At 74.9% G+C, this 26,615-nt stretch carries 23 protein-coding genes; 7 read left to right on the top strand and 16 right to left on the bottom strand.

Annotated elements, in window-relative coordinates:
• Window positions 1-51: 51 nt before the first annotated feature.
• The 4 genes from ABD979_RS11130 to ABD979_RS11115 form a co-directional block, all read right to left on the bottom strand.
• Window positions 52-1,860, bottom strand: coding sequence for an LpqB family beta-propeller domain-containing protein (locus ABD979_RS11130; RefSeq protein WP_345507530.1), 1,809 nt, complete (start codon window positions 1,858-1,860; stop codon window positions 52-54).
• Window positions 1,857-3,611, bottom strand: a complete 1,755-nt coding sequence (gene mtrB / locus ABD979_RS11125) for an MtrAB system histidine kinase MtrB (RefSeq protein ID WP_345507529.1) — start codon at window positions 3,609-3,611, stop codon at window positions 1,857-1,859. The genes ABD979_RS11130 and mtrB overlap by 4 nt, the downstream gene beginning before the upstream one ends.
• Window positions 3,612-3,613: 2 nt before the next feature.
• On the bottom strand, window positions 3,614-4,291 hold the full coding sequence (mtrA, locus tag ABD979_RS11120) for an MtrAB system response regulator MtrA (protein WP_345507528.1): 678 nt from the start codon (window positions 4,289-4,291) through the stop codon (window positions 3,614-3,616).
• Window positions 4,292-4,417: 126 nt separating this feature from the next.
• Entirely contained in the window at window positions 4,418-4,978 is a 561-nt protein-coding gene (locus tag ABD979_RS11115) for a hypothetical protein (protein WP_345507527.1), read from the bottom strand.
• Window positions 4,979-5,107: 129 nt separating this feature from the next.
• Between ABD979_RS11115 and ABD979_RS11110 the strand changes: the two genes are divergently transcribed.
• Window positions 5,108-6,586: a hypothetical protein gene (locus tag ABD979_RS11110; RefSeq protein WP_345507526.1), complete on the top strand. Its 1,479-nt coding sequence runs from the start codon at window positions 5,108-5,110 to the stop codon at window positions 6,584-6,586.
• 99 nt (window positions 6,587-6,685) lie between these two features.
• On the opposite strand, the gene ahcY is transcribed toward ABD979_RS11110, so the two are convergent.
• The 7 genes from ahcY to ABD979_RS11075 form a co-directional block, all read right to left on the bottom strand.
• Window positions 6,686-8,122, bottom strand: coding sequence for an adenosylhomocysteinase (ahcY, locus tag ABD979_RS11105; RefSeq protein WP_345507525.1), 1,437 nt, complete (start codon window positions 8,120-8,122; stop codon window positions 6,686-6,688).
• A gap of 278 nt (window positions 8,123-8,400) precedes the next feature.
• A complete protein-coding gene (locus ABD979_RS11100) occupies window positions 8,401-9,339 on the bottom strand; it encodes a DUF808 domain-containing protein (protein ID WP_345507524.1) in 939 nt (312 codons plus the stop codon).
• A gap of 42 nt (window positions 9,340-9,381) precedes the next feature.
• On the bottom strand, window positions 9,382-10,779 hold the full coding sequence (locus ABD979_RS11095) for a mycothione reductase (protein WP_345507523.1): 1,398 nt from the start codon (window positions 10,777-10,779) through the stop codon (window positions 9,382-9,384).
• A gap of 60 nt (window positions 10,780-10,839) precedes the next feature.
• Window positions 10,840-12,024 carry an SIS domain-containing protein gene (locus ABD979_RS11090; protein WP_345507522.1) on the bottom strand — a complete coding sequence of 395 codons (1,185 nt, stop codon included), beginning with the start codon at window positions 12,022-12,024 and terminating at the stop codon, window positions 10,840-10,842.
• Between the two features lie 5 nt (window positions 12,025-12,029).
• Window positions 12,030-12,239 carry a Trm112 family protein gene (locus tag ABD979_RS11085; RefSeq protein WP_345507521.1) on the bottom strand — a complete coding sequence of 70 codons (210 nt, stop codon included), beginning with the start codon at window positions 12,237-12,239 and terminating at the stop codon, window positions 12,030-12,032.
• A complete protein-coding gene (locus tag ABD979_RS11080) occupies window positions 12,236-13,723 on the bottom strand; it encodes a phosphomannomutase/phosphoglucomutase (protein ID WP_345507520.1) in 1,488 nt (495 codons plus the stop codon). The genes ABD979_RS11085 and ABD979_RS11080 overlap by 4 nt, the downstream gene beginning before the upstream one ends.
• 8 nt (window positions 13,724-13,731) lie before the next feature.
• Window positions 13,732-14,139 (bottom strand): DUF3499 domain-containing protein, encoded by a 408-nt coding sequence (locus tag ABD979_RS11075; RefSeq protein ID WP_345507519.1) that lies wholly within the window; start codon window positions 14,137-14,139, stop codon window positions 13,732-13,734.
• A gap of 103 nt (window positions 14,140-14,242) precedes the next feature.
• Between ABD979_RS11075 and ABD979_RS11070 the strand changes: the two genes are divergently transcribed.
• Complete coding sequence (locus ABD979_RS11070) at window positions 14,243-14,677, top strand: metallopeptidase family protein (RefSeq protein ID WP_345507518.1); 435 nt, start codon at window positions 14,243-14,245, stop codon at window positions 14,675-14,677.
• Window positions 14,678-14,735: 58 nt separating this feature from the next.
• On the opposite strand, the gene ABD979_RS11065 is transcribed toward ABD979_RS11070, so the two are convergent.
• The 3 genes from ABD979_RS11065 to ABD979_RS11055 are packed head-to-tail and all read right to left on the bottom strand — an operon-like array spanning window position 14,736 to window position 19,862.
• Window positions 14,736-16,202, bottom strand: a complete 1,467-nt coding sequence (locus ABD979_RS11065) for a DUF5719 family protein (protein ID WP_345507517.1) — start codon at window positions 16,200-16,202, stop codon at window positions 14,736-14,738.
• Window positions 16,199-19,543, bottom strand: coding sequence for a glycosyltransferase (locus tag ABD979_RS11060; RefSeq protein WP_345507516.1), 3,345 nt, complete (start codon window positions 19,541-19,543; stop codon window positions 16,199-16,201). Before ABD979_RS11060 ends, ABD979_RS11065 begins: the two co-directional genes overlap by 4 nt.
• A 49-nt stretch (window positions 19,544-19,592) precedes the next feature.
• Window positions 19,593-19,862, bottom strand: a complete 270-nt coding sequence (locus tag ABD979_RS11055; protein ID WP_345507515.1) for a WhiB family transcriptional regulator — start codon at window positions 19,860-19,862, stop codon at window positions 19,593-19,595.
• Window positions 19,863-20,103: 241 nt separating this feature from the next.
• Here ABD979_RS11055 and cofD point away from each other — a divergent pair, with 241 nt between their 5' ends.
• The gene (gene cofD, locus ABD979_RS11050) at window positions 20,104-21,087 is read left to right on the top strand and encodes a 2-phospho-L-lactate transferase (protein WP_345507514.1); all 984 of its coding nucleotides are present in this window, start codon (window positions 20,104-20,106) and stop codon (window positions 21,085-21,087) included.
• Entirely contained in the window at window positions 21,084-22,232 is a 1,149-nt protein-coding gene (locus tag ABD979_RS11045) for a coenzyme F420-0:L-glutamate ligase (RefSeq protein ID WP_345507513.1), read from the top strand. Before cofD ends, ABD979_RS11045 begins: the two co-directional genes overlap by 4 nt.
• Before the next feature lie 15 nt (window positions 22,233-22,247).
• Here ABD979_RS11045 and ABD979_RS11040 read toward each other — a convergent pair whose 3' ends face one another.
• A complete protein-coding gene (locus ABD979_RS11040; protein ID WP_345507512.1) occupies window positions 22,248-23,222 on the bottom strand; it encodes a zinc-binding dehydrogenase in 975 nt (324 codons plus the stop codon).
• A 102-nt stretch (window positions 23,223-23,324) separates the two neighbouring features.
• Here ABD979_RS11040 and ABD979_RS11035 point away from each other — a divergent pair, with 102 nt between their 5' ends.
• Genes ABD979_RS11035 through ABD979_RS11025 form a run of 3 tightly spaced genes read left to right on the top strand, consistent with a single transcriptional unit; the run spans window position 23,325 to window position 25,320 of the window.
• On the top strand, window positions 23,325-23,993 hold the full coding sequence (locus ABD979_RS11035; RefSeq protein WP_345507511.1) for a biotin transporter BioY: 669 nt from the start codon (window positions 23,325-23,327) through the stop codon (window positions 23,991-23,993).
• A complete protein-coding gene (locus tag ABD979_RS11030; RefSeq protein ID WP_345507510.1) occupies window positions 23,990-24,700 on the top strand; it encodes an energy-coupling factor ABC transporter ATP-binding protein in 711 nt (236 codons plus the stop codon). Before ABD979_RS11035 ends, ABD979_RS11030 begins: the two co-directional genes overlap by 4 nt.
• Window positions 24,697-25,320: an energy-coupling factor transporter transmembrane component T family protein gene (locus ABD979_RS11025; protein WP_345507509.1), complete on the top strand. Its 624-nt coding sequence runs from the start codon at window positions 24,697-24,699 to the stop codon at window positions 25,318-25,320. The genes ABD979_RS11030 and ABD979_RS11025 overlap by 4 nt, the downstream gene beginning before the upstream one ends.
• Window positions 25,321-25,346: 26 nt before the next feature.
• Here ABD979_RS11025 and ABD979_RS11020 read toward each other — a convergent pair whose 3' ends face one another.
• Entirely contained in the window at window positions 25,347-26,552 is a 1,206-nt protein-coding gene (locus ABD979_RS11020) for an NAD(P)-dependent malic enzyme (RefSeq protein ID WP_345507508.1), read from the bottom strand.
• Window positions 26,553-26,615: the final 63 nt, after the last annotated feature.

Raw genomic sequence — 26,615 nt, 5'->3', positions numbered from 1 at the left:
GGACGGACGCGGGGTGCCCGGCGGGTGCCGGGCGGGCGGTAAGGCGGGTGGTCAGCCGCCCGGGGCGAGCACGTCGCTGCCGCGGGCCGTCTGGCGCCACGTCGAGCCCGCCCGCGCGAGCACCCGCTCGTCGCTCGTGACGATGACGAGGCCACGCGGCCCGCCCACGGTCGTGATGGTGACCGCACCGGGCACCGGGCTCAGCCGGCCGACCTCCTGCATCGTGCCGTCGACCGCTCCCCCGAGCGTCGCGAGCCAGGGCCGCATGGGCTCGCCCGCGCGCACCTGGCCGATCACGGCGTAGTTGACCCAGTCGAGCCAGGCGACGTCCTGAATCCGGGTCAGCGACTGCGCCTGTCGCAGCGGCGGCGACAGCGCGAGCGGCTGGCCGTTCGTGGCGCGGACGATGCCGCTCAGCCCGAGCTGCACGTCGCGCCCGTCACGGTCGGTCGTGATGACGAGCACCCGGGAGGCGTCGGCGGCCACGGCCATCGCCGTCACCCTCCGGTCGCCGAGCCACGGGGTGCGGATCGGCTCCGGCGTCGCGCGGGGGTCGCTCGAGACGGTGTCGAGGACGAAGACCTGGTCGTCCCCGGCGGCGTCGGCTCCCGCGACCCAGAGGTAACCGTCCGCGTCGTAGACGGGCCTCGTCAGCGACGTGGCGAAGGGGGCGATCGACTTCGTCGGCTCGGTCGAGCGCCAGAGCGAGAGCTCGGCGCGCGTGTCGGACACGGCGGCGACCTGCTTGCCGTCCACCGAGAGCGCGAGGCTGCGCCATGTGTCGGGGATGCGGTCGACGTCACCGTCACGTGCCTTGAGGTCGGGGCGCTTGGCCGACTTGACGTCCGGCACGAAGCGCGGGTCGAGACGGCGCAGCAGGTCGCCGCGGCGCACGAGGACGGTCTCGAGCGCGGTGCGCGGCACGACGTCGTAGCCGAGCTCCGACGACGTCGAGACCGTGGTGACCCCGCCGGGCAGCTCGAGCGGGGTCGTGTCGACCGAGAGCGAGACGGCCGTGACGGCAGGGATCTGCAGCATCGTCTTCGTCAGCTGCGCCCACATGGCCGTGCGCCGGGCCGGGTCGGCCGAGAGGGCCTGGCTGCTGAGGTTGACCTGCGCCGTGCCGTTGACGACGGGCACGGCGTTGACGGCGAGCCGGGTGCCCCCGGGCACGCCCGTCGTCACCGCGCCCGCGAGGTGCTCGGGCACCGCGCTCAGCTGGGCCCGAGCGAGGGTCGTCGCGAGCCGGCTGCCGCTCGGGAACCAGCGCGAGTCCGGCACGAGGTCGCGCCCGTTCGGCGTCACGTAGTAGACGTAGCGGTTGGTGTAGACCCGGGCGAACTGGTCGGCGTCGAGCCACAAACCGAAACCGTCGCGGGGCAGCTCGACGCGCCACTCGCCGCCCACCTTCGTCAGGCCGAGGCTGAGCTGCGCGCGGGCGCCCGGGGGCTGCTCCACGTAGCGGCCGTCCGGCGCCACGCGGGCGAGCACCGGGGCGGAGACGTCGACGCGGTCGCCCTTGCGCCTGGTCAGCGTCAGCTCGCCGCCGTAGACGACGACCTCCTGGCTCGACCAGCGCCAGCGGTCCACGCTGGCGGGCTCGAGGAAGAGCTTGCCGGTCGCGTGCGTGTCGTCGTTGTCCTCGCCGGCGCGCAGGAACCCGCGCACGATCGACTCCTGGCTCGCACCGTCGAGGGGCCCCACCGCGATGACGCGGACCTGCTCGTTGTTGACGTCGCCGAGCGCGCGGCCCTCGATGACGTCACCGGTACCGGGCAGCCCGCCCCAGCCGCACGCCCCGAGCAGGAGCACCACGGCCGCGAGCGCCGCGAGCCGTCCGCCGTGCCGGCCTCGTCTCACGGTGCGCGCTCCACGACGATGCGACGCAGGCGCACCGTGTCGTCGTCGGCGACGGGACGGGACGTGCCGTCGCCGCCCGGGCCACCACGCGCCGAGCCGTCGTCGTCGGCCGCGCGCGCCCGGGCCGCCTCCATGGCGAGTGGGCTGAGCGGCAGCGGCGAGCTCGTGATCGTGGCGTCGGCCTTGCGCGGCAGGGTGAGGCGGAAGCACGACCCCTCGCCGCGGGCCCCCCACGCCTCGAGCCGCCCGGCGTGCAGGCGGGCGTCCTCGAGCGCGATGGCGAGGCCGAGTCCGGTGCCCCCGGTCGTGCGGGCCCGCGCCGGGTCGGCGCGCCAGAAGCGGGTGAAGACGAGCGCGGCCTCGCCGGGCCGCAGCCCGACCCCGTGGTCGCGCACGGTGACCGCGACGGCGGAGTCGTTCGCGCCGACCGTCACCTCGACCGGCTTGCCCTCGCCGTGCTCGATCGCGTTGGAGACGAGGTTGCGCAGGATGCGCTCGATGCGGCGCGAGTCCATGTCGGCCACGACCGGGTCGGCCGGCGCCACCACGACGAGCTGGGTGCCGCGCCGGGAGGCCAGGGTGCGGTGCGCGTCGACCGCCCGCTCGACCGAGGCCCGCAGGTCGCTCGCCTCGACCTCCAGCACGGCGGCGCCCGCGTCGAACCGCGAGATCTCGAGGAGGTCGGTGAGCAGCTCCTCGAAGCGGTCGAGCTCGCCGCGGAGCAGCTCGGCGGAGCGCGCGACCGTCGGCTCGAAGTCGCCACGTGAGTCGTGGATGAGGTCGCCCGCCATGCGGATCGTCGTCAGCGGCGTGCGCAGCTCGTGCGAGACGTCGGAGACGAAGCGCTGCTGCACGCGGGAGAGGTTCTCCAGCTGCGCGATCTGCTGCTGGATCGAGGCCGCCATGGCGTTGAAGGAGTTGCCGAGGCGCGCGAGGTCGTCCTCCCCCTTGGCGCGCATGCGCTCGTTGAGGTTGCCCTCCGCGAAGCGCTCGGCGACGATCGCGGCCCGACGCACCGGGTCGGCCACGAGCCGGGTGACGACGAAGGCGATCGCACCGACGAGCAGGATGAGGGCAGCGCCACCGATGAGGAAGGTCTGACCGATGAAGCTGATGATCTCGCGCTCGCGGTGCATCGGGTAGATGAAGTAGAGCCCGTAGTCGCCCGCCACGCCCGTGTCGATGCGCTGCCCGACGATGACGGCCGAGATCGTGTCGGTGCCCTCCTCGATCGTGGCCACCTGCAGGTGCTGGCGGTTGGGCTGGGCGGCCACCTGCGCACGCAGCTCGTCGGGGATGAAGCGCACGCCGACGCTGCCGCTCTCGATGGCGTTCATGACGACGAGGCCGTCGTTGTTGTTCGCGAGGCGCGAGAGCACGACGTAGCGGGTCTCGTTGCCGGCGTCCCGTCGGTACTGCTTGACGAGCGTCGTCGCGAACTGCGTCAGCTCCTCGGCCGACCCGTTCTGGTCGGTGATGTCGAAGTTGCGCTGGGCGTCGGTGGCGTCACGCAGGCTGTCCTCGGCCGCGATCCGCTGGCGGCCGTCCACGAGCCCCTGGGCGATGGAGCCGTAGAGGTAGGTGCCGACGGCGGTGAGCACGAGCACGCCGAGCAGCATCGTGACGACGACGACGCGGAAGCCGAGGGAGGCCCGCCACAGGTGGAGCAGCCGCTGCCAGCCCGCGCGCAGCACGGCGCCGACCCGCGAGACGACGCCCGCGAGTCCGCTCGGGGCCGCGCGCCCGCTCATGGCTAGGACGGACCGGCCTTGTAGCCGACGCCGCGCACCGTGACGACGATCTCGGGGCGCTCGGGGTCGTGCTCGATCTTCGAGCGCAGTCGCTGGACGTGGACGTTGACGAGGCGCGTGTCGCCGGCGTGCCGGTAGCCCCACACCTGCTCGAGGAGGACCTCGCGGGTGAAGACCTGCCACGGCTTGCGGGCGAGGGCGACGAGCAGGTCGAACTCGAGGGGCGTCAGCGACAGCGCCTGCCCGGCGCGCTTGACCGAGTGGCCCGCGACGTCGATCTCGAGGTCCCCGATGGACAGCTTCTCCGGGGCCGGCTCGTCGCCGCGCCGCAGGCGCGCGCGCACCCGGGCGATGAGCTCCTGCGGCTTGAACGGCTTGACGACGTAGTCGTCGGCCCCCGACTCGAGCCCGACGACGACGTCGACGGTGTCGGTGCGGGCCGTCAGCATGACGATGGGCACACCGCTCTCGGCGCGGATGCGGCGGCACACCTCCATGCCGTCGAGGCCCGGCAGCATGACGTCGAGCAGCACGAGGTCCGGTCGGGACTCGCGGAACGCGCCGACCGCCTCGGAGCCGTCGGCCACGTGGCTGACCTCGAGGCCCTCGTTGCGCAGCACGATCCCGAGCATCTCCGAGAGTGCGAGGTCGTCGTCGACGACCAGAACCCGACCCTTCACCACATGCTCCTCCCCGGGATCCCCGCGGACCGCGGACCCCGTGCATCGATGACCACATCTTCACACACCCGTCCGTGGCCACCCGACGGCTGCGGGCCCCTCAGGGCCGCTCGCGCCACGTCCGGGTCAGCCCTGCGTCACGTACCACTTGCCGCCGATGCGCACGGCCTTGAAGTTCTTGACCACCGTGGCCGCGATGGGCGGCACCGCCGTGGCCCGCTCGAACGTGGCCGCGTCACCGGTGACGGTCGCACCGTCGATGGTGAGGCCGGTGAAGACGGCCCCGAGCTGCTTGATTTGCTCGAGCGTCGGGGCGATCGAGGTGCCGCACGCCTTCGCCGCACCCGGGATGCTCGGGATGGCCCTGCCCTTGGCCGCCATGAGGGCGCAGACGGTCTCGCCGTCGCCGGCCACCATGGCGCCGAGCCACGAGCTCATCGCCGTCTCCGGCGTGCTCTGGTCGACGGGCACCGGGGTGGAGCTCGCCCCGCTGGTCACCCCGGCGGTCGCCGACGAGCCGTCGTCGGGCACGGTCCCCGACGACATCGGGTCGCTCGGGACCGAGGCGCCGGACGAGACTCCTGCTCCCCCCGTCCCGGTGGTGCCGGCCGGGTCCGCCGCCGGTGAGCACCCGGCCACCGTGACGGTCAGGGCCAGCGCCAGGGCTGCGGTCACAAGCTTGGTCATGGGTCGTCCCTGCGTGCACGTCGGTGGAATCCCATCGTCGCATGCCGTCACGCTCGGCTGATCGGCTGCCGGTCGGGGCAATTCACCCGAAAACCCCCGGAGCCGTCGTGCAGCGGCGAGAATTCACGGGTGACGACGACCCCTTCGACCCGCGACGCGCGACGCGATGACGCCGAGCCCGTCACCCACGACGGGCCCGTCGCTCCCACCGGACCCGCCCGCCGCTCGGCCCTGCCGCTGCTCGTGCGGCAGGTCCTGCCGGGGCTCGCGGTGCTCTCGGTCGTCGTGGCCCTCGCCCGCCCGGTGAGCGACCCCGACACGTTCTGGCACCTGGCGGCGGGCGACCGGCTGCGCGAGACGTGGTCGTTCTCGGGCGCCGACCCGTGGAGCACGATGTCGACCCTCCCGTGGCGCCTGCACGAGTGGCTCCCCGAGGTCGTCATGAGCCTCGCCCAGCAGGCCTTCGGGCTGCCCGGCGTCTCGTGGCTGCTCCCCCTCGGCGGCGCCGGCATCGCCCTCGCCCTCTGGCTCGCCGTGCGCCGGCACGCGCCACTGCTCGTCACCGCGGTCGTCGTGCTCGTCGCCGTCGTCGCGATGAGCTCGAGCCTGACGCTGCGCCCCCACCTCGTCTCCTTCGCGCTCGCCACGGTGACGACCGGCGCGTGGCTGCGCACCCGGGACGACGGCCGGGCCCGCTGGTGGCTCGTCCCGCTCACCTGGGTGTGGGCCTGCAGCCACGGCATGTGGTTCGTCGGCGTCGCCGTGGGCGTCGCCGCGCTCGTCGGGCTCTTCCTCGACGGCGTCGCCCGTGGCCGCGCCTGGCTGCGGCTCGCCCTCGTGCCGCTGGCCTCCCTCGCCGCGGCGGCGCTGACCCCGGTCGGGCCCGAGCTGCTCGCGGCCCCGTCGTCGGTGCGCGAGTACGCGCAGTACGTCACCGAGTGGCGCCCGCCCGCCCTGAGCGACATCGGCTTCGTCGCCTTCCTCGCGCTGGCCGGGATCACCGTGCTCGTGTGGTCCCGCGCCCGCCGCCGGGTGTCGTGGACCGAGCTCGCCCTCGCTGCCCTCGCCATCGGGCTCGCCCTGCTCTACGTGCGCACGGTCGCGGTCGGCGCGGCCGTGCTCGCCCCGGTCGCGGCCCCGACCCTCGCGCGCGCCGCGGGCCTGCCCCGTGAGCCGCTGCGGCGCCGCGAGGTGGCGCTCACCCTCGCCCTCACGGCGGTCGGGCTCGCGGTGGCCGGCGCCCTGGCGCCCGCGCGCGCCGCGCAGCCGCAGTGGGGCCCGAACGACCTCGACCGCCCCATCGCGGCCCTGCCTGCGGGCACGGTCGTGTGCAACGACTACGGCAGCGGCGGCTGGCTCATCTGGAAGCACCCGAACGTGCGACCGGCCATCGACGGGCGCACGGAGATCTACTCCCTCGCGCACGTCGAGTCCTACATGGCCTTCCACCGGGCCGCACCGGGCTGGACGGCCTACCTCGCGCGCACCGGCTGCCGCTGGGCCCTCGTGCCCGCCGACCTGCCCGTCGCCGAGGCGCTCGTCGCGCAGACGCACTGGACCGTGGCCGCCAGGGGCAGCGACCACCTCCTGCTGCGCGCGCCGGGCTGAGTCGCGCCGGCACCGGCACCGGACGCACGGATGCCGCCCGCCCGGTGAGGGCGGACGGCATCCGTCGGCGGTGGGCTCGGCCCCCGAGGGGGCGGGCCGTCAGTACCGGTAGTGCTCGGGCTTGTACGGGCCCGCGACGTCGACGCCGAGGTACTCGGCCTGGCCCTTCGTTAGCTCGGTGAGCTGGACGCCGAGGGCGTCGAGGTGCAGGCGCGCGACCTTCTCGTCGAGGTGCTTCGGCAGCGTGTAGACCTTCTTGTCGTACTCGCCGGGCTTCGTGAAGAGCTCGATCTGCGCGATGGTCTGGTTGCTGAAGCTGTTGCTCATGACGAAGCTCGGGTGGCCCGTGGCGTTGCCGAGGTTCATCAGGCGACCCTCGGACAGCACGATGATCGAGCTGCCGCTCTCGAAGGTCCACTCGTGCACCTGCGGCTTGATCTGCGTCTTCTGCACGCCGGGCACGCGGGCGAGGCCGGCCATGTCGATCTCGTTGTCGAAGTGGCCGATGTTGGCGACGATCGCCTTGTTCTTCATCTGCGTCATGTGCTCGGCCGTGATGACGTCGTAGCAGCCCGTCGTCGTGATGAAGATGTCGGCGCTCGCGACGACGTCCTCGAGGCGGGCGACCTGGAAGCCCTCCATGGCGGCCTGCAGCGCACAGATCGGGTCGATCTCGGTGACGATGACGCGCGCGCCCTGGCCACGGAGCGACTCGGCGCACCCCTTGCCCACGTCGCCGTAGCCGGCGACGACGGCGACCTTGCCGCCGATGAGGACGTCGGTGGCGCGGTTGAGGCCGTCGATGAGCGAGTGGCGGCAGCCGTAGGTGTTGTCGAACTTGCTCTTGGTCACCGCGTCGTTGACGTTGATGGCCGGGAAGAGCAGCTCGCCGGCCTCGGCGAGCTGGTAGAGGCGGTGCACGCCCGTCGTGGTCTCCTCGGTGACGCCCTGGATGCCGGCGGCCACGGTCGTCCACTTCTGCGGCTCGGTCGCCATCGTCTGGCGCACGAGCTCCTTGAAGACGCCGAACTCCTCGGAGTCCTCGTCGGTGGTCGGCGGCACCTGGCCGGCCTTCTCCCACTCGAGGCCCTTGTGGACGAGCATCGTGGCGTCGCCACCGTCGTCGAGGATCATGTTCGGGCCCTCGCCGCCGGGCCAGGTGAGGATCTGGTCGGTGCACCACCAGTACTCGGGGAGCGTCTCGCCCTTCCAGGCGAAGACCGGCACGCCCTGGAGGTCGTCGGCCGAGCCCTGCGGGCCGACGACGACGGCCGCAGCGGCCTCGTCCTGCGTCGAGTAGATGTTGCAGGAGGCCCAGCGGACCTCGGCGCCGAGCGCGGTGAGCGTCTCGATGAGCACGGCCGTCTGGACCGTCATGTGGAGCGAGCCGGCGATGCGCGCGCCCTTGAGCGGCTGCGCGGCGGCGTACTCCTCACGGATCGCCATGAGGCCGGGCATCTCGTGCTCGGCGAGACGGAGCTGGTGTCGGCCGGCCTCGGCGAGGCTCAGGTCGGCAACCTTGTAGTCGAAGGACATGAGTGATCGATTCCTTTGATCGTCGGTCTGCAGACCCGGCGCGCCCCTCTGGGCTCATCTGGCGGGTCATCACCCACGCCGGCAGTCGCCCAGTCTAGCGGTGGGCTGCGCAGGACTCGAACCGCCGTGTCGAGCCCTGGGCGCTCCCGGTGGCCCGAGCCACCCGTGACGGGTCGAGCCGGCCCCGCGGCACGGAGCCACGCGCGTACCGCGGCCTCGGTGCTGACGGGTTGGCTCCGGCCCCCGGGGGTGGCTCCGGCGTCGTGGCGCCCCGGGCCTCAGTGGGCGGTCGCCGCCCCGTCGTGCTTGCGTCGCGGGAGGACGTGCAGGACGGCGACGACGACGGCGCCGACGAGGAGGCCGATGAGCGCGGACGCGAGGGTGTTGACGACCCAGGCGAGCAGGCCGCCGACGCCGGCCACCCCTGCGACCCCCTCCTCGAGGTGGTGCACGAGGTCGTAGAGGGCGTGCCAGCCGAGCTCGTCGACGCCGACGAGCAGGATGTGCCCACCGACCCAGAGCATGGCCGCGATGCCGACCGTCGAGAGCACGGACAGCAGCTTCGGCATGCCCTTGACGAGCCCACGACCGATGCGCTGCGAGGCGCCCGACTCGCGCTGCGCGAGGTGCAGGCCGACGTCGTCCATCTTGACGATGAGGCCGACGACGCCGTAGACGAGCGCCGTGATGAGCAGCGCCACGATGACGAGGATGATGAGTCGCGAGACGAACGGCTCGGTGTCGACCTCGTTGAGGGCGATCACCATGATCTCGGCCGAGAGGATGAAGTCGGTGCGCACGGCGCCCGAGACGACGGCCTTCTCGTCGACCTCGCCGGGCTCGGGCTCGGCCTCGCGGTGGCCGGAGACGATCTCCCACACCTTCTCGGCACCCTCGTAGGCGAGGTAGGTGCCGCCGACCATGAGGATCGGCGTCAGCAGCCACGGCACGAACTGGCTGAGCACCATGATGATCGGCAGGATGACGAGCAGCTTGTTGCGCAGCGACCCGAGCGCGATGCGCTTGATGATCGGCAGCTCGCGGTCGGGCGAGAGCCCCTGCACGTAGCGCGGCGTCACCGCGGTGTCGTCGACGACGACGCCCGTCGCCTTGACGCTCGCCTTCGCCGCTGCCGCGCCCACGTCGTCGACGGAGGCCGCGGCCAGCTTCACGAGCGCCGCGACGTCGTCGAGGAGTGCTACGAGTCCGCCTGCCATGGCGTCATCCTAGGGTGGGCTGGGAGTCCGCTGGGAACGGGCTCAGGTGGGCGCGTCGAGGGGCAGCCCGAGCAGGGCGTTCTCGACGACCTCGCTGAGGGCCGGGTGGATCCAGTACTGGCCGCGCGCGAGATCGTGCACCGTCGTGCCGGACGACATCCCCTGGATGAGCGGCTGGATGAGGGTGGTCGCCTGGGGCCCCATGAGGTGCGCGCCGAGCAGCCGCCCCGTCGTGGGGTCCGCGACGAGCTTGCAGAGGCTCGTCGTGTCCTCCATCGCCCAGCCGTATGCGGTGTCACCGAACTTCTGGACGTACGTGACGTGGGGCAGTCCCTGGTCGATGCACTCCCCCTGGGTGAGCCCCACGGTCGCGATCTGCGGGTGGCTGAAGACGCCCGACGGGATGTGGTCGTGCGGGAAGGCTCGCAGGTCGTCGGGGTGCACGAGGTTGTGCGCGACGGTCCGCGCCTCGGCGTTGGCGACGTGCTTGAGCTGCAGGGGCGCGCTCACGTCGCCGAGCGCCCAGACGCCGGGCGCGCTCGTGCGGCCGTAGGCGTCGACCTCGACGCGGCCGTCCTCCCGCACCCGGATGCCGCCGGCGGCCGGGTCGAGGCCGGCGCTGCTCGGCTCGCGTCCGGTGGCGACGAGGAGCAGGTCCGCCTCGACCGTCGACGCGTCGTCGAGGCTCAGGCGCACTCCCGCACCACCGTTCGGCTCGAGCGGCTCGACCTTCACGACCGTCGCGCCGGTGCGGACGTCCCACTGCTCGCGCGCGAGGTCGGTGAAGCGCTCGGAGATCTCCGCGTCGAGGTGGCGCAGCAGCTGCGGGCTGCGGGCGACGAGCGTCACGTGCACGCCGAAGGAGGAGAATACGTGGGCCATCTCGGCCGCGATGTAGCCGCCGCCGACGATGGCCAGGCGGCGGGGCAGCTCGTCGATGCGCATCACGGTGTCGGAGGTGTGGAACGGCACCCCGGAGGCCGTGACGACCTCGGGCACGACGGGGTGCGCGCCGGTGGCGACGACGACCTGGTCGGCGGTGATCGTCTCCTCCCCGCCGTCGGTCAGGTCGATCGTCAGCCGGCGGTCGCCGGTGAAGCGCGCGTGGCCGAGGAACGCCGTGGTGTTGGGTCCCTCCGCGCGGTAGCGCAGGCCGCCCTCGCTGATGGGGTCGATGCGCCCGAAGATGCGGTCGCGCACGTCGGCCCAGCGGACGCCCTCGAGCGTGGCGTCGACGCCGTAGCGACCCGCCTCGCGCACCTCCCGGGCGAGGTCGGCGGCGTAGACGAACATCTTCGTGGGGATGCAGCCGACGTTGATGCACGTGCCACCGAACGTGCCGTGCTCGATGACGGCGACGCGCTTGTCGTCGAAGTCGGGCGTCACGAGCGAGTTGCCCGAGCCGCTGCCGATGATGGCGAGGTCGAAGTGCGAGGTCACGGTGGCAGCGTACGTGCCGCCGGAGACCACGCTGCGCGCAGGCGGCAACCGGTGCCGTGCTCAGGCGCCGCGCGCGCCCCGGAGCATGCCGACGTGCGGTGAGGTGGCCGGGTCGAAGCCGAAGCCGAGGGCGAGGTAGCTCGCCGCGAAGTCGGTCAGCGCGACGTGGTGGGCGAGCCGCAGCAGCGGGTGGGCCGACGGGGCGTCGACGAGCGAGACGCGCACCCCCGCGTCCTCGGCGACCGAGACGACGGTGTCGGCCAGCCGGTGCGAGGCACCCTCCGAGGAGTCGCGCAGCATGATGAGCCGGAGCGGGGGCCGCGAGGGCCCGTCGAGGAACGGGTCGGCGAAGATGTCGTCGACCCGACGCGAGCCCGAACCGCTCGAGCCGCCGACGTCGCGAGGGTCGCCGGCGTCGCCGGGCGCGAGCGGGCCGTCGAAGCAGGCGACGATCTGGCTCGCGGCGTCCGGCAGGCAGCCGTGCGCGACGGGGAGGCGGCCGGTGCGGCCGATCATCGCCGCGGCGCGCCGGGCCGCGACGTCACCGAACGGCCCGTCGCCCAGGACGATCGGCGTCGACTCGGCGAGCTCGACGGCGAGCACCTTGGCCGGGTTGACGAACGACTCCGACCCGGGCCGCGCGTCGGTGGCCGCGGCGTCGAGCACGTCGGCGAGCTCCCCCAGCGTCGCCTGGCCGGTCGAGGCGATGCCCATGGCGTCGGCGGCGAGCAGCGCGGGGGTCGCCTGCGCCCACATCGACGTGCGCGACGAGGAGCCCTCGACGGCGATGGGCACGTGCACGCCGTGGGCGCGCGCGCAGACGTCGGCGAGGGGCGAGTCGGCGGCCCCCACCGTCACGAGGAAGGCGCCACGGCGGGCCGCCTCCGCCGCCAGGGCGAGGGTGCCGGCCGCTCGACCCGACTGCGAGACGGCGAGCACGACGTCGAGGGCGCCCACCCAGCCGGGGAGCGACCCCGACGAGCAGCTCTGAACGGGCAGGGCGGCGGCTCCGCGCGAGACGGCCTCGAAGAGGTCGGCGACGGCGACGGAGCCACCGGCGGCCGCGACGACGACGCCGCGGGGCTCGACGTCCCGCAGCCGGTCGAGGCCGGCCTCACCGGCCGCGGCAGCGGTGCGGCGCACCTGGGCGCCGGCACCGGCGAGCGCCCGGAGGGTCTCGCCGCGGTCGAGCGCCCGCAGGGCGTCCTCGTCGTCCAGCCGGCCCTCGTCGAACACGGCGCCCACGGCGGTCAGCCGTCGGTGCGGCGGGCGAGGTCGACGAGCAGGACGGGCACGCCGCCCTCGACGGGGTAGGCGAGGTGGCACACGTCGCAGCGCAGCTCTTCGGTCGCTGCGGCGGCACCGGCCTCGGCCGGCACGTCGACGAGCTCACCCTTGCACTGGGGGCAGCGCAGGATCCCGCGCAACCACGGCTCGATGGTCTGCTGGCTCTGGCTCACGAGGCGGCTCCTGCACTGTCGGCGGGGCGGTCGCCCGCATCGTCTCCGGCGGCGCCCGACCGGATGAGGGCGAGCATCTCGTCACGGACCTGCGTCATCGTCTCACGGTCGGCGGCCTCGACGTTGAGCCGCAGCAGCGGCTCGGTGTTCGACGCGCGCACGTTGAACCACCACGTCGGCGCCTCGCCCTCGGGGCTGCGCACGGTCAGGCCGTCGAGCTCGTCGGTCTGCGCGCTGCGCACCTGCGCCCACGCCCGCACCTGCTCGACGGCACCGGCCTGGTCCTGCACGGTCGAGTTGATCTCGCCCGAGGCGACGTAGCGCTCGTACTCGGCGCAGAGCTGCGAGAGCGGCTCGTCCTGCTCACCGAGGGCCGCGAGCACGTGCATGGCGGCGAGCATGCCGGTGTCGGCGAACCAGAAGTCGCGGAAGTAGTAGTGCGCGGAGTGCTCGCCACCGAAGACGGCACCGGCACGGGCCATCTCGGCCTTGATGAAGGAGTGGCCGACGCGGGTGCGCACCGGGGTGGCGTCGGCCTCGAGCACGATCTCGCGGACCGCGGCGCTCGAGATGACGTTGTGCACGATGGAGACGTCGGTGTCGCCACCGGCGCGGGCCCGGGCGATCTCGCGCACGGCGACGAGACCGGTGACGGCGCTCGGCGAGACCGGCTCGCCGTCGGCGTCCACGACGAAGCAGCGGTCGGCGTCGCCGTCGAAGGCGAGCCCGATGTCGGCGCCGTGCTCGCGCACCGCGGCCTGCAGGTCGACGAGGTTGGCCGGGTCGAGCGGGTTGGCCTCGTGGTTGGGGAAGGTGCCGTCGAGCTCGAAGTAGAGCGGGACGATCGTCAGCGGCAGCTCGGGCAGGCCGGCACCCGTGCCGAGCACGGCGGGCACCGTGTGCCCGCCCATGCCGTTGCCGGCGTCGACGACGACCTTGAGCGGGCGCGAGCCCGACAGGTCGACGAGCCCGCGCAGGAAGGCGGCGTAGTCGCCGAGCAGGTCGCGCGTCGTGACCGAACCGGGGCCGCCGACGGGCTCGGCGAGGCCGGTGCCGCCGTCGAGCATCCACTGGGCGAGGTCACGGATCTCGGCGAGGCCGGAGTCCTGGCCCACCGGGCGCGCGGCCGAGCGGCACAGCTTGATGCCGTTGTACTGCGCCGGGTTGTGGCTCGCCGTGAACATCGCGCCGGGCAGGTCGAGGGCACCGCTGGCGTAGTAGAGGCCGTCGGTCGAGCACAGCCCGATGAGGGTGACGTCGACGCCGCGCGCGGTGACCCCGGCCGCGAAGGCCGCCGAGAGCTCGGGCGAGCTGGGGCGCATGTCGTGCCCGATGACGATGCCGCTCGAGCCGTCGGGGATCGCGACGACCTCGGCGAACGCGGCGCCGAGGGCCCGGGCGACGTCCGGGGAGAGCTGGTCGGGCACGAGTCCGCGCACGTCGTACGCCTTGACGAAGTCAGCGAGATGAGGCACGGCGAACACCCTAGCCGTCAGGAGTCGCGCAGGATGCGCAGGTGTCCCCGGCGACCGGACTCGACGGCCCCGGACTCGGCCTCGGCGCTCGCCTGCCCCCGGGACGCCGTGCGGCTCTCCGGGGGGCGCGACTCGGCGGGGCGGCGGGTCCGCGGCCGTCCGGCCTCGCGGACGGCGTCGGCGAGGGCGAGCAGGTCGTCGGCCGCGAGCACCGGCTCCGGGAACTCGCCGCCCACCCGGACGACGTCCCACCCGCGCGGGGCGGTCATGCGCTCGGCGTGCTCGAGGCAGAGGTCGTAGGTGTGCGGCTCGGCATACGTCGCGAGCGGCCCGACGACGACGGCACGGTCCGCATACGCGTAGGTCAGGGTGGCGACCGCCGGGCGAGCGCATCCCGTCTTCGAGCAACCACGTGTCAGACCCACGATCGGCGACTCTAGTCGGCCACCGGTGACACGACGAATCACCACGCCGGGCCGCCCGCAGATCGTCGACGGACCCGCCGCACCGACGATCTAGAGTGGGGCCGTGGACAGTCCCCCGCCCCGCACCCCGGCCCGCCGTCGGGTGCGCGACCGTCACGGTCGTGGTCGCCGCGGGCCGCTCGCCTGGCCGCCCGTGCCGGCCATGACGACGCGGCGGGACGCCTTCGACGACTACGTGCTCGACGCAGCGGCCCGCCTCGAGGCGACGTGCGGACGCGCCTTCCCCACGGTCGAGTTCGCGGTCGAGGACGTGCCCCCCGGGCCCGCGCCGTGGGACCACCGCGAGGTGCCGCTCGGCCGCCTCTACCCCGCGACCGAGGGGCGACCGGCGCGGATCGTGGTCTACCGGCGACCGGTGGAGACCCGGGTGACGGACCGTCGCGACGTGGCGGCGCTCGTCGCCGACATCGTGACGGAGCAGGTCGCCGGGCTGCTCGGGGTCTCCCCCGAGGAGCTCGACCCGGGGTTCGGCGAGTAGGCCGCGCCGCACGCGGCGTGGCCCACCCGCCCGGGACCGGTGCCGCGCCCGGCGTCGGTCAGTTGCGCACCTGGCGCACCGGCACCGACTGCGCCCGCACCGGCGCGTCGGACAGGGCCGCCACGCCGAAGAACGGCACCCCCGCGTCCGCGCCGACGACGGAGACGGCACCTCGCACCGTGCCGCTCTGCGGCACGACCCACACGCCGTCGGCCGAGCCGGCGTCGACGGCGCGGGTGGCGTCGGCGGGCACGGACACCGTCGTGACGGACGCCCCGGGTCCGGAGCCGAGGCGGACCTGGACCTGCGCTCCGGCGGGGCCTGCGGTGAGCAGCACGCGCTTGCTCGTGCCGGCGAGACCCGGGAGCAGTACGCCCGAGACGCCGTGCAGGGCCGGCGTGGCCGCCGTCCAGGCGAAGTCGCCCATGCGGTCGCCGGTGGTCGCCCGCAGCTCGGTCCACGCAGCCGCCACGAGCGGCTGGTCGGACCGGACGCCGAGCCCCATCGCGGCGGCGTTCACGGGCACGGCGACGTCGACGGTCGAGCCGGCCGGCACGCGCACGGCGCGCAGGGCGTCGGGCTGCACGGCGCCGGTGGCCGTGAGGAGGCGCACCTGGGCCAGGGCCTCGGTGTCGCCGGGGTTGGCCAGTCGCGCCCAGAGCGACCTGCCGCCGGTCTCGATGCCGGGCACGACGAGGTCGGTGGCGGGCGCGGCGGCACGGGTCGAGTCGTCGATGCCGCGCCCGGTGGCTCCGAGGATCCACTGCTCGTCGAGCACCGCGGTGACGACGCCCCCGGTGGCGCTCACGTGGACGACGGGGCCGGCCTCGCTCGGGGCGATGGCGTCGAGGGAGACGACGGTGCGCGACAGCGGCGGGATCGAGACGGACCGGTCGTCGGCCGCGGCGACCCGACCCGAGCGGCCGAGCACCTCGAACGACACCGTGACGGCGTTCGCCCCGGGGTTGGTCACGACCACCCGCTCGGTGCGCGAGGGGCCCGCCCCGCCGCCGACGAGCCACACGTCCGAGGACGGCAGCTGGCAGGGGGTCACGGCGAGCCCGCGGTCGTCGTCGCCCGTGTGGCGCCAGACCTGGGTCGCGACGAGCCCCGGCGCGAGGGTGCCCGTGGCCCGGGCCATGACGAGGTCGGCGCCGGGCACGGCGGCGCTCACCGGAGCACCCGGGGTGGCACCCTGCGCCAGACCGGTCGAGCGAGTTCCGGAGAGCAGCTGCACCGTGCCCGCGCCGCTCGCGAGGCCGTCGACGACTCCGGGGGCCGGGGCGGCGGCCGCGACGGTGACGCTGCCGCGGACGTCGCGCAGGCCGACGGCACCGAGGCGCTGCTGCCCCGGGCACACGAGCGAGGACTCCTCCACGAGCACGCTCGAGGACTCCGGCAGCCCGGCGCGCTCACCGGGGGTGGCGAGCTGTACCGACCCGCTGACGCGGGTGGCCCCGACGGCGAGCGCCGCCGCGGCGAGCGTCACCGCGCCGACCCGGACGACCCCGGTGAGGGTGCTCATGCGCGCCTCCTGGAGCGACGGTTGCCGAAGGGCACGGCGAGGAAGACGACGAGGCCGAGCAGGGCAGCCTGCCCGATGCGCCACCACGGCTCGGCGGCCGCGAGGTCGATCTCGAGGTCGCCCGCGGTCGCGGGGACGGCATACGTCGGCTGGTCGGTGCCGGGCACCCGCGGGAGGACCGTGCCGGCGAAGGTCACGCGTGCCGAGTCGGCCCACTCGGGCGGCTCGGCGAGCACGAGGCGGCGCGGGACGGCCGACGTCGCCAGCGTCGTGCTGACGGCCGCGTGCGGGCCGACGGTGGGCACGGCGGCGAGCAGGGCCCCGTCGGCGTCGACGAGGCGGGCCCGGGAGGGTGCCGTCGCCGCGGCCGAACCGGCCGCGGCGGGCAGGGGCTGCACCTTCCACAGCACGCCGTGCTCGCTCGTGCCGAGGCGGCTGAGGCCTTCGGCGGAGTCGAGCCGGCGGGCGAGGGGGGTGTCGGCCGAGCCGCGCACCTGGATGAAGCCGATGCCGAGGCGGGCCAGCGCGCCGGCGTCGAGGCTCTCGGCGCCGCGACCGCCGACGATGTCGGCGACGGCGCCGACGAGCGGGCTGTCGTCGACGCTCGCCCCGGCGCGGTCGAGGTCGCGCAGCAGCTCGCCCGGCTCCTGGCCGGCGAGCACGAAGTCGACGACGTCGTCCGAGGGGCGCAGCAGCAGGAGGCGGTTCGCGAGCGGACCGCCCGCCTGCTCGAGGGCGACGGCGGGCAGCGAGGCACGACCGACAGAGAGGGAGCGACCGGTGCCCTGCACGCCCCAGAGGGCGGCACCGACGAGCACGGGTGCGGCGGCGAGGGCCGTGACGACCACGGCGGCGGCGAAGCGCCACCGGCGATCGGTGCGGCGCAGCGCGGCGAGCACGGGGCGGCTGCCGGCGAGGAGGCCGACGAGCAGTCCGGCCAGCCAGAGCTGGACCCCGATCCCGGACCAGAGGTGCGCGGGCGACGAGGTGCCGACGCCGGTCTCGGCCGAGCCGAGCACCACACGGCCGGCGAGGAGCGAGACGCCGAGGCCGACAATCGCGAGCAGGCCGCCGGCGGCCAGGCCGACCGACTCCGACCGGGTGCGTCCGCGCACCCCGAGGCCGAGGAGCCCGAGGACGACGACAGGGGCACCCAGCCACATGGCCCAGCCCGGGCTGCCGGGCGAGCCGAGGACGAGCGCCACGACGTCCCACGGGCCGCGCTCCCCCGTCGTGGAGACGAGCCCCGGACCGGAGAGCAGGAGCCGCCAGTCGTCGACGAAGCGCGTGGCCCACGGCCCCAGCAGGGCGAGCGGCACGACGAGCAGCACGAGCGCGCGGGCCCGGCGCAGGCCCGGGCCGAGGAGCAGCAGCAGCGCGGCCGCCACCGTGGTCAGCACGAGCAGCGGCGGGGCGAAGGCCCCCAGCACGGCGGCCGCGAGCGCCGTCGCGAAGGTGGCGGTGAAGGTGCCGTCACGGCGGGCGGCGAGGCAGAAGCCCGCGAGGACGAAGGGCAGCAGCACGTGGGCGACCGCGACCGTGACCCGGCCCTGCGCGACCGCGGCGGCGGCGACGCCGGCGGTGCCCCACGCGAGCGCCGCGAGCGCCTGGGCGACGCGCGAGGGCGTGACGACCCGGGCCGCGAGGTAGGCGGCCCAGGTGGCGAGCGCCGGTGTGAGGAAGAGCAGCCAGGCGATGGTGACGCCCGCGCTCGACCGGCTCTCGGCGACGGCCGGCACCCGCTCGGCGAGCCAGGTGAGGGCGGAGAGCACCGCGAGGTGGGGGCCGGAGTCGACACCGGTGCCGAGACCGGCACCGTGCCAGGCGTCGCGGAAGGCGTGCCACAGCCCCGCCGAGCCGGTCGTCACCGGGCGCAGCTCGCCGCCGGCGACGCCGGTGTTGGTCGGTGAGAGGGCCCCGGCGCGGATCGTGTCGCGCCAGGCCGCCACGGAGGTGGCGAGGACGACTCCCGTCGCGAGGACGCCGGGGTGCGTGAGCACGCGGCGCGGCAGCGAGGCGGGCAGCTGGTCGAGCGACTCCGACTCGTCGGCGACGGGCCCGGTCTCGGTGGTGGCCGCCGCCTCGCGACGGGCCAGGCTGCGCTCCGGGGTGATGGCGTCCTGGATGTGGTCGATCGTCGTGCGCGCCGCCACGAGGGGCGCGACGAAGAGGGTGCCGAGGTGGTCGCGGCGCAGGCGCTTGGTGCGCCGTCCGCGCCAGCGGGCCCCGAGCGTGGCGACGGGGTGGAGCAGGGCCGTGACGTCGGTCAGCTCGCGCCAGGCCTGCCGGGGCCGCTTGGCCACGAGCAGGATGACGGAGGCGAGCACCGCCGACAGGGCCATCCACAGCGCGAGGAAGGGCGCCGCCAGCGGGGAGCACCGAGCGAGCGTCACCTGGCGGGCGGCCCGCCGGCCGCGGCGCTCGAGCTCGCGAGGACGCGGGGCGTCGGGGCGCTTGCCGTCGAGCCCGGCCGTGGCGTCGCTGACGACGGCGGCGGGCACGACGACGACCCGGTGACCGGCCAGCTGCGCGCGCCAGCCGAGGTCGAGGTCGGCGCCGTGGTCGACGAACGCCGGGTCGAAGCCGCCGAGGTCGTCGTAGGCGGCCCGGCGCACGAGCATGCCGTTCGTGCTCACCGCGAGCACGTCGGCGCGGTGGTCGTACTGGCCCTGGTCGGCCTCGCCGCGCGCCGGCGAGGCGAGGCGGCGCCCGGTGCGGGTGATCTGGATGCCCATCTCGACGAGGCGACGGGGGTCGTCCGCGCTGACGATCTTGGGGCCGGCGATGCCGACCGAGCGCGAGCGCAGCCCGGCCCGCAGCAGCCGCTCCAGCGCGGTCGGGCGCGGCACCGCGTCGTCGTGGAGCACCCAGACCCAGCTCGAGGCGGGGTCAGGCGGTGCGGGCAGCGCCGCGATGCCGGCCTCGATGGCACGCCCCACCGGCACGCGGCGCTCGAGGCGCACGATCTCGACGGACGGGACGGCCCGTCGCACGCCGGAGTGCGCCTGCGCGATGGCGGCGGAGGAGTCGGTGCTCGCGACGTCGACGACGACGAGCCGCTCCGGCGGCAGGGTCTGCGCGGCGAGGCCGTCGAGGCACGCCGCGAGCCAGTCGGCCCCGTCGTGCACGACGACGACGGCGGCGACGGTCGCGTCGCCGGTCTCGGGGCGCGACGCCCCGGCGGGCCCCGCCGAGGGAGGGGCGGAGCCGGTGGCCGTCGGAGCCGACGAGCCGGCCGGTGCGGTCGGCGTCGTCCCGCGCGTCGGCGACGGCGCACGCCCCGCGCCTGCGGGGGTGCGGAGGTCCTGGGAGAGCTCGTCGGGCACGGTGGTCACCTTCACGGCTCTGCCCACCCGGGCACCTGGGCGATGCCGGGGTCGGACGACACGGTCAGACCGCGCGCTTCTTCAGCTTGCGGCGCTCACGCTCGGACAGGCCACCCCAGATGCCGAAGCGCTCGTCGTTGGACAGCGCGTACTCGAGGCACTCGGAGCGCACCTCACACCCCACGCAGACCTTCTTGGCCTCGCGCGTCGAACCGCCCTTCTCCGGGAAGAACGCCTCCGGATCGGTCTGGGCACACAGCGAACGCTCCTGCCAGGAGAGCTCACCCTCCTCTGCGCCGCTCGTGTCCGACCAGACCACCATCAACTCGTGCATGACCCCTCCTCGACCCTGACTGCACTTGTGTCAGCACTTGTTGCACCCGGCGACCTCGTGACCCAGGCACGTCGGACGAACCAGTCCGGGTGCCCCAACGACGCGATCCGACGACGACAACGATGAAATTACATGCGTGTCATATGCCTCACGTCAAGCCCGCAGGTGATATTTGCCTACACGAACCGGACAGATCACCCCCAGCACCGCGCCGCGAACGGCCGGCTGAGAGGATCGCCGCATGCGCATCACCGCCCTCGCCGGAGGGGTCGGAGGGGCCCGTTTCCTCCGCGGCCTGCTCCACCACGCCCGCACCGCCCCGTCCACCGAACCGGTCGAGCTGACCGTCATCGGCAACACCGGCGACGACATCACCCTCTTCGGCCTGCGCATCTGCCCCGACCTCGACACGCTCCTCTACACGCTCGGCGGCGGCATCCACGAGGGCCAGGGGTGGGGGCGCGCCGACGAGTCGCACCACATGGCCCAGGAGCTCGCGGCGCTCGGCGCCGAGCCGACGTGGTTCGGCCTCGGCGACAAGGACTTCGCCACGCACGTCTTCCGCTCGCAGCTGCTCGGCCGGGGTATGCCGCTCAGCGGGGTCGTCGAGCGGCTGTCCGCCCGCTGGGGGCTGGACGAGCAGGGCGTGCGCCTGCTCCCGATGACCGACACCCCCGTCGAGACCCACGTCGTGGTGTCGGAGGACGGCGAGCAGCGCGCCATCCACTTCCAGGAGTGGTGGGTGCGCCACCGCGCCGAGCTGCCGGCCGAGCGCTTCGTCGTGGCCGGCCTCGACCGCGCGACCCCGGCCCCGGGCGTGCTCGACGCCATCCGTGAGGCGGACGTCGTGCTGCTCCCGCCGAGCAACCCCGTCGTCTCGATCGGCATCATCCTCGGCGTGCCCGGGGTGCGCGACGCGCTCCGCGGCAGCCGGGCCCCGGTCGTCGGCGTCTCGCCCCTCGTCGGGGGCCGCCCCGTCCGCGGCCACGCCGACGTGTGCCTGCGCACCATCGGGGTCGACGAGACGAGCGAGGCCGTGGCCGGGCTCTACGCCGACTTCCTCGACGGCTGGCTCGTCGACGAGGACGACCCGATGACCTCGCGGCGGGGGCTCGAGGTGGTGCACCGTCCGCTGCTCATGAGCTCGACCGACGCGGCCGCGGCCATGGCCGGTGCCGCCCTCGACCTCGGGCTGCGCCTGCGCCCCGGGTCGGGCCGGGCATGACCGACCCGGGCCCCGGGTCGACCGGTCCCGGCCCGACCGACCCCGGCGCGGCGGCCGACGCCCGGGCCCCGGGCGTCGTGACCCTCCTACCGCTGACCGGGATCCCGGAGGTGCACGAGGGCGACGACCTCGCCGACGTCGTCGGCCTCGGGCTGACCCACGCCGGTGTGCGCCTGCGCGACGGCGACGTGCTCGTCGTCTCGAGCAAGATCGCGAGCAAGTCGCTCGGTCTCGTCACCGACGACACCGACAAGGACCGCGTCGTGCGCGAGCAGAGCCGTCGCGTCGTGGCCGAGCGCGCGGTCGGTGACCGCGTCACCCGGGTCGTCGAGGCCACCGCCGGCCCGGTGATGGCCGCCGCCGGGGTCGACGGGTCGAACACGGGCGACCGGGGCGGCTGGCTGCTGCTCCCCCACGACCCCGACGAGGTCTGCGCGCGCCTGTGCGCGTCGCTGCGGGCCCGGCACGGCGTCGCCGTCGGTGTCGTGCTCAGCGACACCGCCGGGCGGCCCTGGCGCGTCGGACAGGTCGACTTCGCGCTCGGCGCCCACGGGCTGCACGTGCTCGACGACCTGCGCGGCGCCACCGACGCCGACGGCCGGCCGCTCGAGGTGACGAGCCGGGCCGTGGCCGACGAGGTGGCCGCCGCGGCCGACCTCGTCAAGGGCAAGGTCGCGGCCGTGCCGGCCGCGGTCGTGCGCGGGCTGCGTGGGGTCGTCCTCCCCGACGCCGCCACCGACGCCGCCACCGACGCTGCCGGCGGCCGCACCGCCGGCGGCCGCGACCTCGTGCGCACCGGTCCCGGCGACTGGTTCGCCCTCGGCCGGGTCGAGGCGGTGCGGGCCGCGCTCGGCGTGCAGCCGGGCAGCCCCGAGTCCGCCGCCGTCGGCATCGCCCCCGTGGCGCCCGACACGCGCATCGGCGCCGTCTCGCGGGCCGTGCGCCTCGCTGTGCACGACCGCGAGGGCGCGACGGCCGACGTGGGACCCGACACGGTGACGCTGGGCGCCGACACGGCATACGACCTCGGGGCGCTCGTCACCCGGCTGCAGGCGGCGCTGTGGTGCGAGCGGCTCGTCGGCGACCCGGCCACGCCCGCGGCTGACGGGCTCTCCGTCGTCGTGGGCGTCACCGAGCAGGCCTGACCGGCGCCCCGCCGGCTACCCGCCGACGGTGAAGACGACCTTGCCGAAGACGTCGCCGTCGACCATCCGCGCGAAGCCGTCGCGGGCCTGCGCGAGCGGCAGCACCGAGTCGACGACCGGCTCGATGCCCGACTGCCCGACGAACCGGGCCAGCCGCCCGAGCTCCTCGCGCGTGCCCATCGTCGAGCCGACGACGCGCAGCTGCTTGAAGAAGATCTTCGTCAGCTCGGCCTTGGCGGGCGCGTCGCCCGACGTCGCGCCGGAGATGACGATGGTGCCGCCCGGGCGGAGCGCGTTGACCGAGTGCGACCACGTCGCGGCGCCCACGGTCTCCATGACGGCGTCGACGCGGTCGGGCAGCCGCTCCCCCGAGGCGAAGACGCGATCGGCGCCGATCCCGAGCGCGCGCTGCCCGCGGGCCTCGTCGCGCGAGGTCGCCCACATCCGGTAGCCCGCCGCCGCGCCGAGCTGGAGCAGCGCGGTCGCGACGCCGCCGCCGGCGCCCTGCACGAGCACGGTGCCGCCGGGCTGCACGCCCGAGTTCGTGAAGAGCATCCGGTATGCCGTCAGCCACGCCGTCGAGAGGCACGCCGCGGTCTCCCACGCCATCCCCTCCGGCTTGGGCACGACGTTGCCGGCAGGCACGAGCACCTTCTCGGCGAGCGTGCCGTCGTGCAGCTCCGACAGCAGGGTGCGCCGCGGGTCGAGCGTCTCGTCGCCCTGCCAACCCTCCGAGGGCACGACGGCGTGGACGATGACCTCGTTCCCGTCGGGGTCGACGCCTGCGGCGTCGCAGCCGAGCACCATCGGCAGCCGGTCCGCCGGCAGCCCGACACCGCGCAGCGACCAGACGTCGTGGTGGTTGAGCGCGGCGGCCTTGACGTCGACGACGATCCAGCCGGGTCGCGGCTGCGGGTCGGGGCGCTCCCCGACGACGAGGCCGGAGAGCGGGTCGGAGGCGGACTGACTGACGGCGTGGGCAGCAAGCATTCCTGCACCCTAGTGACCGGCGCGGGCGCACGGGCGGAGCAGGCGGGCGCCCGGCCGGTCGTGCGTGCGGCGGGCCACGCCACCCCCGGTAGGGTCCTGCCCGTGACCGACAACACCCACGTCCGCCCGGAGCCGACCGGCACCGCGACGGCTGCCGCACGACCGGGGCCCGGCGGCGCGCGACGGTCGCGCGGCGTCGACCCCCGCTCGGTGGCGCTCGTCGCCGTCTTCACCGCCCTGCTCGTCGCCGCGGCGGTGGTGCCGGGCATCCCCGTCGGTGGGTTCGGCGTGCCGATCACCCTGCAGACGCTCGCCGTCCTGCTCACCGGGCTCGTGCTGGGCCCGGGCCGCGGCGGCGTCGCCGTCCTCGTCTACCTGCTCCTCGGCCTCGTGGGGCTGCCCGTCTTCAGCGCCGGCCAGTCGGGGCTGCAGGTGCTGAGCGGTCCGACGGCCGGCTACCTCGTCTCGTTCGTCGTCGCCGCCGTGGCCGTCGGCCTCGCGGCGCGCACGGTCGTCCGGCGCGTGCGCCGCGCCCTCTGGGTGCCGCTGCTCGTCGTCGCGGCGGTCGTGACCTCCGTCGTCGTCGTGCACGCCCTCGGGGTCGCCGGGCTCATGGTCAACCTCAAGCTGCCGCTCTCGGCCGCGATCGGCGCCGACCTGCCGTTCCTGCCCGGTGACCTGCTCAAGGCCGTCGTGGCCGTCGTCGCGGCCGTCGCCGTGCACCGCGCCTTCCCCGACGTCCTCGTGCGCCCCGCCCGCCGCCGCGCGTGACGACGGTCCGGGTCGCCGGGGCGAGCGTCGAGGTGCCGTGCGACGGCGCCCCCGACCGTCGCCCGCGCACGATCCTCGGACCGCTCGACCTCACGCTCACCGAGCGCCGCGTCACCGTCGTCGGCGCCAACGGCTCCGGCAAGTCGACGCTGCTCCGGCTGCTCAACGGGCTCGTGGCGCCGACGACGGGCCACGTCACCGTCGACGGGCTCGACACGGTGCGTGACGGCGCCGCCGTCCGCCGCCGCGTCGCCTTCGCCTTCACCGACCCGCTCTCGCAGCTCGTGCTGCCCACCGGCCGGGAGGACGTGGAGCTCTCGCTGCGGCGGGTGCACCGCGACCGCGCGGCCCGCCGAGCCGCGGCCCACGACGTGCTGGACCGCTTCGGCCTGACGGCCCTCGCCGACCAGAGCGTCTACGACCTCTCGGGCGGCGAGCGCCAGCTGCTCGCGCTCGCCGTCGTGCTCGCGACCGATCCCGCGCTGCTCGTGCTCGACGAGCCGTCGACGCTGCTCGACCGGCGCAACACCCTGCGGCTGCGGCGGGTGCTCGAGGCCCTGCCGCAGTCGGTCGTGCTCGCGACGCACGACCTCGACCTCGCGCTCGTGGCCGACCGCACCCTCGTCGTCGACAGCGGGTCGGTCGTCTTCGACGGCGACCCGGCCGCGGCCGTGGCCCACTACCGCGGCCTGGTCGACGAGCCGTGACCGCGCCGGGACTCTTCACCACGCACGTGCCCGGCACGTCGCTAATTCATCGGATGCCGTTGTGGCCCAAGCTCGCCGGCGTCGTGGTCGTGGGACTGCTGCCATGGTTCGTCGCGTCGCCGTGGCCGCTGGCGGTCGTCACCGCCGCCCTCGCCGGGGTCGTCCTCGTCGCGCAGCTGCCCGCGCGCCGGCTGCTCCGCTCGATGCGCGGGCTGGCCCCGGTGCTCGTCGTGCTGCTCGCCTTCCAGTGGTGGTCGACGGGCCTGCCGTATGCCGCCCGCGTGGTGCTCGGCATCGTCAACGCCTTCGTCGCGGCCGGCATCCTCACCGCGACGACGCCGGTGACCGACCTGCTCGACGGCGCGGTGCGCGCGGCCCGGCCGCTGCGCCGGCTCGTCGACCCCGAGGTCGTCGCGCTCACCCTGGGGATCGTCGTGCGGTCGGTGCCGTGGGTGCTCGGGTCGTTCTCGGCGGTGCGCGAGTCGGCCCGGGCCCGAGGGCTCGAGCGCGACCCGCGCGCCGTCGTCGTGCCGACCGTCGTGCACGTCGTCGCCTACGCCCGCGCGACGGGAGAGGCCCTCGCGGCCCGGGGCCTCACCGACCCGGCGGAGGACGCCTGACGCGCGGACGCGCCGACGCGCGGGTGTCACCGCACGGCATACGGTCCCGGACGGACCACCCCTGCCGGCGACGCCGGGACGAGGGCGGCGACCGCCGCGGCCACGGCGGGTGCCACCCGCTCGTCGAAGACGCTCGGCACGATCCGGTCGGCGGTCGGGTGCTCGACGAGAGCGGCGATGGCGGCGGCCGCCTCGAGCTTCATCGCCTCCGTGATGCGACGGGCGCCCGCGTCGAGCGCGCCGCGGAAGATGCCCGGGAAGGCCAGCACGTTGTTGATCTGGTTCGGGAAGTCCGACCGTCCGGTCGCCACGACCTCGGCGAAGCGCGCCGCCACGACCGGGTGCACCTCGGGGTCGGGGTTGGCCAGGGCGAGGATGACGGCACGTGGCGCCATCCGGATGAGGTCGCGCTCGGCGACCGTGCCACCGGACACCCCGATGAAGACGTCCGCGCCCGACAGCGCCTCGCCGAGCGCGCCGGTCACCCCGCGGGGGTTCGTCACCTCGCGCAGCTCGGCCTTGTGCGGCGCGAGCCCCTCCCGGTCGGGACCGAGCACGCCCTGCGAGTCGGTGACGACGACGTCGGTCACCCCGGCGGCGAGCAGGATGCGGCTCACCGCCACGCCCGCCGCGCCCGCACCGGCCACGACGACGCGCAGGCCGGTCAGCTCCTTCTCGACGACGACGGCCGCGTTGCGCAGCGCGGCGAGGGCGACGATCGCCGTGCCGTGCTGGTCGTCGTGGAAGACCGGGACGTCGAGGCGCTCCTGCAGCCGGCGCTCGATCTCGAAGCAGCGCGGCGCGGAGATGTCCTCGAGGTTGATCCCGCCGTACGTGGGGGCGATCCGGGCCACGGCGTCGACGATCTGCTCGATGCTGCCGGTCTCCATGCAGACCGGCACGGCGTCGACACCCGCGAAGTGCTTGAAGAGCACGGCCTTGCCCTCCATGACGGGCATCGCCGCGAGGGGGCCGATGTCACCGAGGCCGAGCACCGCGGTGCCGTCGCTGACGACCGCGACCGTGTTGCGGCGGCTCGTGTACGCCCGGGCGAGACCCGGGTCGGCGGCGATGGCCAGCGACACCTCGGCGACGCCGGGGGTGTAGAGCAGCGAGAGGTCGGCCGCGTCGCGCAGCTCTGACGTCGCGTGCACGGCGAGCTTGCCGCCCTCGTGCACGCGGAAGACCTCGTCGCTCGGGTCGAAGGGTCGGCGGGTCGGCAACGCACTCATGGGAGAGACACCTCGTTCGCGGAGGACGGAAGGGCAGGCGCCCTGGCTGGTGGAACAGAGCCG

Source organism: Terrabacter aeriphilus, from assembly GCF_039542985.1.
In the GTDB taxonomy this organism is placed as follows: domain Bacteria; phylum Actinomycetota; class Actinomycetes; order Actinomycetales; family Dermatophilaceae; genus Terrabacter; species Terrabacter aeriphilus.
This window is presented reverse-complemented; position numbering and strand designations above follow the sequence as displayed.

Excerpts from the sequence above, each read along its gene's own strand:
- ABD979_RS11055 (WP_345507515.1), bottom strand. The coding sequence starts at position 19,862 with ATGCACGAGTTGATGGTGGTCTGGTCGGACACGAGCGGCGCAGAGGAG.
- ahcY (WP_345507525.1), bottom strand. The coding sequence starts at position 8,122 with ATGTCCTTCGACTACAAGGTTGCCGACCTGAGCCTCGCCGAGGCCGGC.
- ABD979_RS11065 (WP_345507517.1), bottom strand. The coding sequence starts at position 16,202 with ATGAGCACCCTCACCGGGGTCGTCCGGGTCGGCGCGGTGACGCTCGCC.
- ABD979_RS11040 (WP_345507512.1), bottom strand. The coding sequence starts at position 23,222 with ATGCTTGCTGCCCACGCCGTCAGTCAGTCCGCCTCCGACCCGCTCTCC.
- mtrB (WP_345507529.1), bottom strand. The coding sequence starts at position 3,611 with ATGAGCGGGCGCGCGGCCCCGAGCGGACTCGCGGGCGTCGTCTCGCGG.
- ABD979_RS11045 (WP_345507513.1), top strand. The coding sequence starts at position 21,084 with ATGACCGACCCGGGCCCCGGGTCGACCGGTCCCGGCCCGACCGACCCC.
- ABD979_RS11100 (WP_345507524.1), bottom strand. The coding sequence starts at position 9,339 with ATGGCAGGCGGACTCGTAGCACTCCTCGACGACGTCGCGGCGCTCGTG.
- ABD979_RS11020 (WP_345507508.1), bottom strand. The coding sequence starts at position 26,552 with ATGAGTGCGTTGCCGACCCGCCGACCCTTCGACCCGAGCGACGAGGTC.
- ABD979_RS11115 (WP_345507527.1), bottom strand. The coding sequence starts at position 4,978 with ATGACCAAGCTTGTGACCGCAGCCCTGGCGCTGGCCCTGACCGTCACG.
- cofD (WP_345507514.1), top strand. The coding sequence starts at position 20,104 with ATGCGCATCACCGCCCTCGCCGGAGGGGTCGGAGGGGCCCGTTTCCTC.